The sequence below is a fragment of the Niastella vici genome (genome assembly GCF_002077945.1).
GTDB lineage: Bacteria > Bacteroidota > Bacteroidia > Chitinophagales > Chitinophagaceae > Niastella > Niastella vici.
On sequence record NZ_LVYD01000048.1, the window covers coordinates 75,598 to 88,064 of the forward strand.

Below are 12,467 nucleotides of genomic sequence, written 5' to 3' on the forward strand. Positions count from 1 at the left end.
ATCGTTAGATATTAAACTTACAGATACTGTTTCAAAATTCCCGCCCACACTTTATATCCTTCTGCATTCAAATGCAACCCATCCTGTGTGTACTTTTTATCCAGCTTATTAGCTGCATCCAGAAAATGCGGATGCAGATCGATCAATGTGATGTTTTCTTCTGCTGCAATCTTTTTTAACTCCGTATTGACAAATAAAATATGTTCGTCTTTGTTATAATGCTTTTTAAACTGCGTGAACTCGTTATTCACGGGTAACAGGGTATGAAAATAAATTTTCGTTCTGGGCGATTCTGCTTTTATCTGTCTGATGATACGGCGATAATTATTTACGATCAGGCTGTCGGGAATATTATGCTCAATATCGTTAATTCCGATCAATACAAAAACTTTTGCCGGTTGGCCTTCTGTTACTTCGCTCAGCCGTTCCAGTACGCCATAGGTAATATCGCCCGAGATGCCGCGGTTGCGTGCATGTTTATTCTGTAATAATTCAGCCCAGTCTACCCCCTGTGTAATACTGTTGCCAAGAAATATGATATCTTTTTTTGAATTGGGATAACTTTTAAACAACCCCAACCGCAAACTGTAACTGGCGGGGCGTACGGTACTGTCGACTGTTGGTTGTTGCGCGAGTACGTTTAAGGATATCGTTAGCAAACTGGCAACAATGCCAGGGACAATTTTTTTCATATGTAGCTGTAAGTATGTTATTAAGAATATATTTTATTTAAAATGGCTCCTCATAATGTTAAGTTACCGAAGTAAGAGGTAAGAAGTATGAAAACCCGTAATTCGAGCTTCCCGATTGGATAAATATGTTCAGCAACTCCAGAAATCGGACTCTTCTTTCTTCCTATTTCCTACTTCATAATCATGCATTATACTCTGAAGTATATTTCTTACCAAATCGATCAATGGCAACTATCTTAACGTTCTTTGCAGACGCCGGTATAACTGCATTGAACAAATGATCTGTTTTCTTTGGTTCTGCAAAACCACGCACTTTGGGCAGTTGCGGGCCTTCATATAATGATACCGCCAGCACATCGAACCCATGTTCCTGTTTTAAAGCCTCGTGTTTTGCGCCATCTACATAGCATTCTACCTTCCAGGCCGGATCATAATTCCAAACATTCACCTGCAGTTTTTTGCTGCCGGCATCCTGGTCCTCTACGTTCAAACTTACCTGGTGACTGGCTTCTTTGCCGGTGCTCTGATAATACCAGCTTAACTCCGTTCCTTTTACGGTATACACGCCGTAGCCCGAAGGCGTTCCATCGCCACAGATGGGGCCCGTCCACCACGCGCCGCAAACGGTGCCATGATTATGTTCAAATATATCGTTCTTTATTACATTTTTATGGTAATGTGTATGGCCCGACATGATATGCACATTACGGCCTTTCAGCACCGCATACAAGGCTTCATTATTCTTTACTTCATTGTGCACCGGAATGTGCAGGCATACAATAACCAGGTGATCGTTTGGTACAAACGACAGGTCTTTCTGCAACCAGCTCAGTTGTTCTTCTGAAACATAGCCATCGTATTCGCGGTCTTTGCCCAGGTAACGCACATCATCGAGCACCACATAGTGCACTTTACCGCGGTTGAATGAATACCAGGTTGGCCCGTAATGTTGTTGAAAGGTATCGTCACTTGTGTCATCGCCCCCCTTGTTATAATCCATATCGTGGTTGCCGATGCATTGAAAGAAAGGAATGCCCATTTTTTCCACGGCTTCGTTATAGTTCGGGAACAGGGCGTGGTTATCCCACACAATATCGCCTACAGTAATGCCATGCAGTAAAGCGCCATTGGCGGCCTGTACAAATTTTTGTACATCGGGTACCGATTCGGCCATCATTCTTTGCACATCTTTTTCGGTCTTCACCTGCGGATCGGCCCAAATAATGAACTGGTGATCGGTATCGTCGACAGTGAGGGGTTCCAGCTCAAAATCGTTGCCTTTGCGTTTGCTGATATCCTGTACCATGCGGTAATGGCGGGAAAGTCCTTTTTCATGATTGAACGCATAGCCGGCAGGGGTAGAAACAAAAACGGCCACGGCATTGGGATGTATCTCCAGTTCATATTTGCCCGAACCATCGGTGGTCACTACAGAAAAGCCATCACTTACCACTACATCTTTGAGCCCTTTTCCTTTTGCCAGCACGGCGCCTTTAATTTTTTTTCCTGTGCCTGCGAATGCTTTTGCAGGTGATAATGGAGCCAATGCCCAACCGGCAGTAAGTATACCAAGGGAGGCAATGAATTTGCGTCTTTTCATTTATACAGATTAGTTTGTTCGTGAATGGTCAATGGTAAATGGTCAATAGATCAACCTCAATATTTTTTGCCTCCTGAGACGTTCGTAGCAAGTCCTGCGTTGCAGGAATTGAAACTTTAATGAAACAATTGCCCTATTTCAACAAATACCCCTCAGCCAGTTTTGTATACGCCGCCACCTGTTCCTTCACCCAGTTGGCATCTTTTTTCAACAGGGTCGCCATAATGTTGGCAACCGCTTCTGCCATGCGAATGCTTTCCTTTGCATCGAGCAACAGCGCCCGCGTTCTGCGCGATAGTACATCTTCTACGGTTCTTGCCATCTCATGTTTAACAGCCCAAATTACCTGCGCTTCGTGTATCTGTAAACTTGTGCTCAACCATTGATTGGCATGGCCATTCATCAATGCTTTCACCTGCGGGGCATCGCTGCCATAGAAATATAAAGGATCACTCTGATTCACATTGGCAATGGCGCCATGAATGGCCAAATGCCGGGTCGCCGTTTTTTGATGCAGCCATTGCAATTCCTTTTCTACCCGGTCAACCATATCCTCACCCATTTTGCGGAAGGTGGTCCATTTACCACCCAAAATGGTGAAGAGTCTTGAAGGGGTGACCATGATCTTATGACTGCGCGAGATCTCTTTTGTTTTTGCATTCTCTTTTTGCGGCGCTGCGAGCGGACGTAACCCCGCAAACACACTCAGCACATCGCTGCGTTTTGGCTGCTGCACAAAATAGCGCGATGCATTTTCGAGTATGAAAGTTATTTCCCTTTCCAGGGCCTGCGGTTCCAGCGAAGCCTGGCTCACCGGTGTATCGGTGGTGCCCACTACAACTTTGCCATGCCAGGGCACAGCAAACAGCACCCGTCCATCACTGGTAGCCGGTATCATCAACGCATCTTCTGAGGGATAGAATTTTTTATCGAGCACCAGGTGCACGCCCTGGCTGGCAGTAATGCTTTTAGCGCCGGCCGGATTGTCCATATGCAGGATGGCATCAACAAACACGCCGGTGGCGTTGATCACTGCTTTGGCTTTGCAGGCAAATGACCGCCCGGTTTCCACATCGGTGAGGGTAACACCCGAAATGTGCTGCCCATCACCCTTGAGTAAACCGGTTACCTTCATATAGTTCAATGCCACCCCACCCTGCTCAATGATGGTTTGCACCAGGTTAATGGCCAGGCGCGAATCGTCGAACTGTCCATCGTGATATTGAACTCCGCCTACCAATCCATCGGCTTTAATGTTGGGTAGTTTCTGCAGGGCCTTTGCACGTGGAATAAAAACAGAAGAACCAAGGCTCAGGCGGCCCGCTATCCAGTCGTATAATTTAAGGCCGATGGTATATTTCAACCGGTCGAACCAGGTATAAACAGGAATAATAAAGGTTTGGTTCTTAACGAGGTGCGGTGCATTGCGCCACAACAGGCCCCGTTCTATGCTGGCTTCCCTAACCAGTTGAATATCACCTTGTGCCAGGTATCTTACGCCGCCATGCACCAGTTTGGTACTGCGGCTGGATGTGCCTTTGGCAAAATCGGCCTGTTCGGTCAACAGCACGGAATATCCCCTGCTAACTGCTTCTAAAGCAATGCCTAAACCGGTGGCGCCGCCGCCAATTACGATCAGGTCCCATTCGGTTTGGGTTGACAGTCTGCTTACCAGGGTATTACGATCCTGTACGGTTTCGACTTCCATTTTATATCAGAAACTTTCGTTTTATTTCACTTTGTTTCAGAAGCAATAATAATGAAACAATTTGAAACCATAAATAAAATATTTCGAAAGCGTTTTCGCCGCGCCTTTCTATATAACAAGCACTTTCTTAATCCGTATTATGGACGCTTTCAGGGATGGGGAGGTACTAGAGGCGGGCAAGATTTCAGGCAGTTCATGGTATGAAGCAGCGCATCAATCGATATTTTATTGGGTATTTCAGGGACCTCACAGGGGCATAACAGGGACCTCACAGGGACCTTAAAAGGATCTTTTCCCTTTGAGGTCCAGGTTAGCTCCTTATCATTTCCTTATTTTTTGATATTGAATTCCCCCAAATACCATACATAAGGCCAGCAAACGCCCAACCCATACTCATTATTAATTAAGGTAAAGGCCCAGGCTAACTCCCCTAAAAGGGTTGAATAAGGGATCTTCCCTGCACTAACCCTACCATCGTAGTTGCACTGAATTCAAGGGCTGCAGTGCAACCCCAGTGCAACTCCAGTGCAACCCATACCGCTTACCAGGCATTCTATTACCGCACCGGATAGTAGCAGAAGACCATTAGAGCCGTGGATTTTCGCTTCCACCGCATTTTTAACCCATGATAATCAACAAATTTCTTCAGCCGGCAAACGCCCCCCATGCCGCCAATTTGCCAATTTTGCTTTAATTTGTTGAACCATATGATCACACAAACCGAACGCCATCAATTCATTCTGACCAAACTAAGCAAGGAAAGCTTTGTAAATGTGCTGGACCTTTGCAAGGAACTGGATGTTTCTTCTGTTACCATTCGTAAGGACCTGAAACTGCTGGAAGATAAAAACCTGCTTTTCCGCACACATGGCGGCGCCACGCTCAACAATCCGTATACGATTGACCGGCCAGTGAATGAAAAGGAGAAATTGCAATCGGGCGAGAAAATGAAGATCGGCGCAATGGCTGCGCAATTGATTGCTGAGAACGATTCTATCATTATTGCCTCGGGCACCACTGTGCTGGCGCTGGCTAAAAATATTCCCCCCAAATTAAATGCAACGGTGATCACTGCTTCGCTGCAGGTAGCGCAGGAATTAAATAAACATCCCGATATAGAGGTAATGATGCTGGGTGGTATACTGCGTAAGAGCTCTTCTTCGGTAACCGGCCCATACGCGCAAAAGATACTCACCGATTTTTTCTGCAGTAAACTATTTCTTGGCGTTGATGGTATTGATCTCGAATTCGGCCTTACCACTACCAGTGTAATGGAAGCGCATTTGAACCGCCAAATGATAGATGTATCGCAAAAAGTGATCGTGCTTTCCGACTCAACCAAATTTGGCAAACGGGGCTTTGGCCGCATTTGCGGACTGGAAGAGATTGACCAGGTGATCACCGACAGCGGTATCTCGGACCATTATGTGAATCAGTTGGAGAGCAGAGGTATTGAGGTTACGATAGTCAATTAGCTAATTAGCTAATATGATAATGAAATACACGTGAACTCCGGTTTAATAGCAACTGCCGACCTTGAAGCATTATCAAATTATCGAATTATCACATTATCACATTGATCTTTCACGCTTGCATATGACTCTTCAGCAACCGCAACGCAGCCACCATATGATTCTCCACGGTGTTTTTTGATAATTGTAATCTATTGGCAATTTCTTTATAGGAGCTGCCCTCATCACGGCTCATGGTAAAGATGCGTTTCTTTTGCGGCGGCAGCCGGTTAAGCGAAGACCTGTATAAATGTTCCAGCTCTTTATGCAGTAAACGGCTATCGGTAATAAATGAAGAAGGTGGTTCTACAGTGGTTTGATCGAGCGAAACCGTGGGTATATTTTGTTTCCGCAAATGATCGATCAACCGGTTCCTGACCGACCGGTATAAATACGCAGATAACGACAGGCTGGTATTCAGCCTATCACGCTTTTGCCAAACGGCCAGCATAACGTCCATCACTATCTCCTCAGAGATCCTTTTATCGGGCACCAGTTTCGACGTATAATTATACAGCTTGTAAAAATACCGGTCGAATAATGCACGATACGCTTTTTCATTGCCCGTACGCCAAAGCTCTATCAAATGGCTATCAGTTAAGTTGCCGTTCATATCAAATGGTTTACAATCGTTTTATTGCTTGTGCGTGTTGACCTGTACCAGGGAATTGTGCTCAGTAAAATTATCGTTATAATTGTGGTAGCTAATTATCTGATTTGATATTTGCGTTGTACTTTTTGATATAAATAATGATCAATTACTATAAATACCTGCCAGTTAGTGAAACAGATGAAAACTGGGGACTGAGCGTGTTAAATACCGGCTGCACGCATATTGTGGCCGGTTCGCCGTACCCGTATGCAACGCACCCGGCCCATCATTATTTCGATTGGGAAAAAGGAAGGGTATTACATGAATTCCAGGTTATTTACATCACCAATGGCGGCGGCATTTTTGATTCAAAAAGCAGCGGTAAACAAACTATTGAAGCAGGTTCCATCATTATACTATTTCCCGGTGAACGCCACCGGTATAAACCCGATAAGAAAACAGGCTGGGATGAATACTGGGTAGGTTTTGATGGCCGCATTATAAAAAATTTGCTCAGTAATAAATTCTTTACACCGGCCAACCCGGTAATACCGGTTGGCTATCATGAACCATTGCTGCATTTATTTGAGGAGATCATTGACCGAACAAAAGAGGAGAAAGCAGGTTATCAGCCGCTGATCGCCGGTACGGTGTTGCATATGCTGGGTTATATTTATTCATTGTCGCAACAGGAGAAATTCAGCGGACAGAACATCGATGATATCGTAAATAAAGCGCGCCTGCTTTTCAGATCGAATATCGACAAACATTTTTCACCCGAGGATGTTGCACAGGAATTGCAGATCAGTTATTCGCGGTTCAGAAAAATATTTAAAGAATATACCGGCCTGGCGCCCGGCCAGTTTCAGATACAGTTAAAAATACACAAAGCAAAGGAACTGCTCACGAACACTTCAAAATCGGTAAAAGAAATTGCCTTCGAGCTCAACTTCGAATCGAATTTTTATTTCTCCAAATTGTTCAAAGAAAAAACCGGGGTAACACCGAAAGAGTTTAGAAGTAAGCATTTGAAATCATAAGATGCCTTGTTTTAAAGGTATCAACTTCTACCTATGCAACAGAAGTAAGAGGTAAGAAGTTCCCGATATCTGAGACTCAAAACAAATAGCGGGGCTGGGCATCCAAACTCTTCTTACTTCTTACCTCCTGCTTCCTACTTCAAATTCCCCTGGCACTTTTATTGCGTAATCTGTGTAGATATATTACATAAGCTGTTCATTCAGATACTAAACCCGGATCGTAATTATGACCAGTTTCATACGCTATAAACCACCTGACGCAAATTTTCCCCAACCCGAACAGCCTGCCCTTGTACCAACCAACAACATTAAATTTTAAAATGAATCAATAAACAGAAAAGTTTGATTATGTTGAGAATTGCACAGATAGCCCCGTTGATAGAATCGGTTCCGCCCAAATTTTATGGCGGTACAGAGCGGGTGGTAGCCTATCTCACCAACGCATTAGTGAAATTAGGACATGAGGTAACGTTATTTGCATCGGGCGACTCTATAACAAAAGCACGCCTGATATCAGTAACCCCCACCGCCTTGCGATTAAGTAATTGCATTGATCATATGGCCGGTAATGTACTGCAATTGCAGGAAGTAATGGACCGGGCCCATGAATTTGATCTTCTGCATTTTCATACCGATTATTTGCACTTCCCGGTCACGCGCTTAAGTCATAAAAAAACGCTGACCACCCTGCACGGCCGGTTAGATATTCCGGAGTTGAAACCATTGTATAAAAAATTCACCGATATACCGGTAATTTCTATTTCGAACTCGCAACGGCGGCCATTGCCTATGGCCAATTGGGTTGGAACCGTTTATCATGGCCTGCCCGAAGACCTTTACCAGCCGGGAAATGGGGAGGGCGATTATGTGGTTTTCCTGGGGCGGTTCTCGCCTGAAAAACGGGCCGACCGCGCCATTGAGATCGCGCGCCAGGCTGGCATTAAAATAAAGATCGCCGCAAAAGTTGATAAGGCCGATGAACGGTATTTTGAAACGGAGATCCGTCATCTGCTCGATCTGCCGCATGTTGAATACCTGCACGAAATTGGCGAGGCAGAAAAAGGGCCCCTGCTGGCGAATGCAAAAGCTTTATTATTTCCTATCGACTGGCCCGAACCATTTGGTATGGTGCTTATAGAAGCCCTGGCCTGTGGCACACCGGTGATTGCGTATAACCACGGTTCGGTACCTGAGCTCATTGAACCCGGAAAAACCGGGTTTATAGTAGACAGTATCGACAAGGCCGCAGCCGCCCTGCAAAATATACATTTAATAAGCCGCAAAGCATGCCGTGAAACTTTCGAAAGAAAGTATAGTGATATCGTGATGGCTAAAAATTATGTTCAACTATACGAAAAGTCTGTACGAAAACAGCCAGAAAGAAAATTTTACTTAACACAAGCGTATAGAAAATAAGCATCCGGTACATAAAATCAATGTTATGAAAAAACATGACACCCTGGTCAAGCTGCATGATGACAAGTATTACATCCTGGCTTCTTCCTCGTATGCTGATGATCGTGTGCTCACTTTAAATTACGGTGATACGTTTGGTATTTTCGACCGGTGGGGCGATATCAAGCAATTCGGCACCTGTGTACAGGGCATTTATCACCAGGGCACCCGCTTTCTCAGCGATATGGAACTGGAGATAAACCATTACCGCCCCATGCTGCTCAGTTCCAATATCAAGAACGAAAATGAAATGCTGTCGGTAGATCTTACCAATCCCGATATCAGCAATGAACGCGACGTAGTGATACCCAAGGGCACTTTACATATTTCACGCAGTAAATTCCTGCAGGATGGGGCCTGCCATGAACTGATCATGCTGTTCAATTATGGCTCCATGTCGTATGAAATGGAACTGGAGATCACCTTCGACGCCGACTTCAGGGATATTTTTGAAGTGCGGGGTATGGATAGAAAACAACGCGGCAAACAGCAGATCCCGGTAGTATCTTCCAGCAATCATGTGCTGCTATCTTATAAGGGCCTTGATGGCATAGAACGGCATACCAACCTGCATTTTGATCCGGCACCGGCTACCATAAAAGAAAACCGGGTTTTCTATAAGATCAGAATTGCGCCCAAGGAAGCCTTCAGCCTCAACTGCACTACCATTTGTTCGGTTCATGCCACGCCGGTACAATTTGAGTCTTATACTGAAGCGTTCACCAAGATCAGAAGCGGTATGGAAAAGACCCGGGGAACCATTGCCGAGATCTTTACCGATAATGAGCAATTCAATAACTGGATCAACCGCTCGAAAAACGATCTGCTGTCGTTACTGGTGCAAACCCCTTATGGCAGCTATCCATATGCCGGCGTGCCCTGGTACAATACGGTATTTGGCCGCGATGGCACCTTCACCGCGCTGGAAACTTTGTGGGTGGCGCCCAGTATTGCCAAAGGCGTTTTACTGTACCAGGCCAACAGGCAGGCTACCGAGCTCAAACCGTTGCAGGATGCTGAACCGGGAAAGATATTGCATGAGATCCGTTCGGGAGAAATGGCCGAGACCGGTGAAATTCCCTTTAAACTGTATTATGGCAGCATTGATACCACGCCCCTGTTCATTGTGCTGGCGGGGCATTACCTCAAACGCACCGATGACCTGGCCACCATTAAAGACATTTGGGAAAATATTTTACAGGCGCTGAACTGGATCAAAAAGTATGGCGATATGGATGCGGATGGTTTTGTTGAATACCAGCGCAAAGCCGAAAGCGGACTGGCCAACCAGGGTTGGAAAGATTCGCATGATTCCATTTCGCATCAGAACGGCGAGCTGGCCAGCTTTCCCATTGCACTGTGCGAAGTGCAGGGGTATGTGTATGATGCCAAAAAACAGGCTGCCTATATGGCCCAGCGCCTGGGATTTACCGATATGGCCGAACAATTGAAACAAGAAGCGGAAGACCTGAAGCAACGCTTTAACGAAGTATTCTGGGACGATGAGCTGGGCACGTATATACTGGCGCTGGATGGCGATAAAAAGCCCTGCCGCGTAGTTTCATCGAATGTAGGGCATTTGTTATTCTCTGGCATTGCCACCCCTGAAAGAGCGGCTAAAACGGCTACCATGCTTATGGATGACGATATGTTCAGCGGCTGGGGTGTTCGTACGCTTTCGACCCGGGCGGCGCGGTATAACCCGATGTCGTACCATAACGGTTCGGTATGGCCGCATGATACGGCTATTATCGCCTACGGTTTTGCCCGGTACGGGCTCATGCCACAGGCGTTGCGGTTGATGCAGGGATTGTTCGATGCCTCCCTGTTCATTGAGCTGCAGCGCTTACCTGAATTATTTTGCGGGTTCCCGTTCCGCCGGGGCGAATCGCCCACAGCTTACCCGGTTGCCTGTTCGCCACAAGCCTGGTCGGTGGCTGCGGTATTCCTGCTGATACAGAGCTGCCTGCGTATTACCTTCGACGCCTACAACAAGAAACTGACATTATACAAACCCATGTTGCCTGATTATATAAAACAGATCAGGATCTCGAACCTGCGGTTCGGCAATGAAAATTTTGAAATTGACCTGGTAAAGTATGAACATGACCTGGGGATACATCTGATAACGAAGCCTGTTGGATGGGAGATTGTGACGATAAAATAATTACCGAAGTAAGAAGTATGAGGTAGGAAGTAAGAAGAGTCTTAATTTATTAGCTCATACTTTTTTCTTCGTCCTACTTCTTACGTCTTACTTCCTACTTCGTTCACCAATAACCTGCTAACACACTTGCACCACCTCCATATTCAACAGGGCACCCAATTTTTTAACCTTCGACACAATATTCCCTACCCCAACGGCACAATGATGCGCGGGGCCATGGCTGTTCCAGTCGTTTACAAAACGGCGGGCGCCTATAGAGAATTTATAGCGGCTATTGGTATTGCCTATTTCCAGTATGGGGCCAGGGACCGATTCGGCGGCTGCCGTCAGTAACATCAGTTTACCATTTCCCTGTTGCACAACCGATAATAAAGTTACCGGTCCGTTCTTTACCGACATTTCAACCGACAAACCGCGGCCTACTTTTCCATGATACACATACAGCGGCCTTACTTTGGTTTTTCCTTCTGCAATGGCAATATGGCCCGGCCCATCGTGCCCCATCAATACCACATCTTCTTTAAAATCCATGGCATAATATTCCGTGAACGACCCGCCGGCGCCAAAGCTGTCCATGATCTTCATGGCCTGTGCATTCTTGATCTCGTATTCACCGGCAACGGGAATACCGCGGGCGGTCAATAGGGAATTACCAAGTATGATGGAGCTGATGGTGTCTTCATTATCATCATTACCGGTGCCTTTGTAATAATAGGCCATGGAACCCAACTGGTATTGATCGGTAAGGCGGTCGAGCGCTACCGAGGTACGGGCGGCACGTTGCAGCTCGGCCATTTCGCAATCGGCCTGAATATCAAAAGTGGTTTTGAATAATTGTACACGGTCTTCGATCTCCTTTTCCGTTACGGTGCGGCGCAAGGCGGCGAGCTCATCCACTTCTATCAGTTCAATATGTCCGCCAAAGAAGCGGTATTGTTGGGTGAGGTCTGAATAAATATCGAGCATGCCGCTGTAGTAATGGCCCATACAACCCAGGCGGTTAAATGCCATGGTATGCGCTACTTTGGCTGCTTCCACCCATTCCAGTATTTCTTTCCAGCATTCGGGGTCATTATACAGCATGCCGGTAACCTGGTAAAACTGCACGCCGGTGCGAAGGAATACATTGGCAATTTCAGGCACCGGACAGGCCGGGCAATAAGCCAGCCATTCTCCTGTCATACGGGTACGGTCGTTCATTTTATTAAATGCAGCATAGTCAATAGCCGCTTCGGGCGACAGGTTCAACACGATCACCGGTACTTTTGCCTGTTGCACCATCGGCAATACGGTCGATGATAATGCATAAGTAGTAACATACAGGAAAATAATGTTTACGCCTTCGGTCCTGAACCGGTGTCCCGCGGCAAAAGCTTTATCGGCTGTATCAACAAGGCCGGCATTTACAATATCAGGATGCAGGGCAGCGATGCGTTTATGTACTTCGCCCAGGTAACCTTCGAGGCGCGCTTTCAACCCGTCAAATTGGGGCCAGTAGGTATTGAGTCCAATGCCAAAAAGACCAATTTTAAATGATGGCGTATTCATGATTAACAATACGCAAAACAGCCATGCTACCACCAGTTGGGCTTAAAAACAAAACCTGCGGCGAGTGGCAGAAAGCATTTTCAATTGATCATACTCCGCTTTCGGGAAGGCATACGCACAGATGATCATATTATACTTTTAACACATGGGTTAA

9 protein-coding genes are annotated in these 12,467 nt (G+C 46.0%); 4 read left to right on the plus strand and 5 right to left on the minus strand.

Annotation, left to right across the window (positions count from 1 at the left end):
- Positions 1–17: 17 nt before the first annotated feature.
- From A3860_RS18210 to A3860_RS18220, 3 genes are all read right to left on the minus strand, one after another.
- Positions 18–692, minus strand: coding sequence for a GDSL-type esterase/lipase family protein (locus A3860_RS18210; RefSeq protein WP_081148174.1), 675 nt, complete (start codon positions 690–692; stop codon positions 18–20).
- Between the two features lie 181 nt (positions 693–873).
- Positions 874–2,292: a calcineurin-like phosphoesterase C-terminal domain-containing protein gene (locus A3860_RS18215; RefSeq protein WP_081148176.1), complete on the minus strand. Its 1,419-nt coding sequence runs from the start codon at positions 2,290–2,292 to the stop codon at positions 874–876.
- 133 nt (positions 2,293–2,425) lie between these two features.
- On the minus strand, positions 2,426–4,000 hold the full coding sequence (locus A3860_RS18220; RefSeq protein ID WP_081148178.1) for a glycerol-3-phosphate dehydrogenase/oxidase: 1,575 nt from the start codon (positions 3,998–4,000) through the stop codon (positions 2,426–2,428).
- A 707-nt stretch (positions 4,001–4,707) separates the two neighbouring features.
- On the opposite strand from A3860_RS18220, the gene A3860_RS18225 reads away from it, so the two are divergent.
- Entirely contained in the window at positions 4,708–5,475 is a 768-nt protein-coding gene (locus tag A3860_RS18225) for a DeoR/GlpR family DNA-binding transcription regulator (protein WP_081148180.1), read from the plus strand.
- A 109-nt stretch (positions 5,476–5,584) separates the two neighbouring features.
- Here A3860_RS18225 and A3860_RS18230 read toward each other — a convergent pair whose 3' ends face one another.
- Complete coding sequence (locus A3860_RS18230) at positions 5,585–6,124, minus strand: RNA polymerase sigma-70 factor (protein ID WP_081148182.1); 540 nt, start codon at positions 6,122–6,124, stop codon at positions 5,585–5,587.
- Positions 6,125–6,261: 137 nt separating this feature from the next.
- On the opposite strand from A3860_RS18230, the gene A3860_RS18235 reads away from it, so the two are divergent.
- From A3860_RS18235 to A3860_RS18245, 3 genes are all read left to right on the plus strand, one after another.
- Positions 6,262–7,143 (plus strand): AraC family transcriptional regulator, encoded by an 882-nt coding sequence (locus A3860_RS18235; RefSeq protein WP_081148184.1) that lies wholly within the window; start codon positions 6,262–6,264, stop codon positions 7,141–7,143.
- 348 nt (positions 7,144–7,491) lie between these two features.
- Positions 7,492–8,559, plus strand: a complete 1,068-nt coding sequence (locus A3860_RS18240; RefSeq protein ID WP_245843568.1) for a glycosyltransferase family 4 protein — start codon at positions 7,492–7,494, stop codon at positions 8,557–8,559.
- A gap of 25 nt (positions 8,560–8,584) precedes the next feature.
- A complete protein-coding gene (locus tag A3860_RS18245) occupies positions 8,585–10,765 on the plus strand; it encodes an amylo-alpha-1,6-glucosidase (RefSeq protein WP_081148186.1) in 2,181 nt (726 codons plus the stop codon).
- A gap of 117 nt (positions 10,766–10,882) precedes the next feature.
- Here A3860_RS18245 and A3860_RS18250 read toward each other — a convergent pair whose 3' ends face one another.
- The gene (locus tag A3860_RS18250) at positions 10,883–12,313 is read right to left on the minus strand and encodes an arabinose isomerase (RefSeq protein WP_081148188.1); all 1,431 of its coding nucleotides are present in this window, start codon (positions 12,311–12,313) and stop codon (positions 10,883–10,885) included.
- Positions 12,314–12,467: the final 154 nt, after the last annotated feature.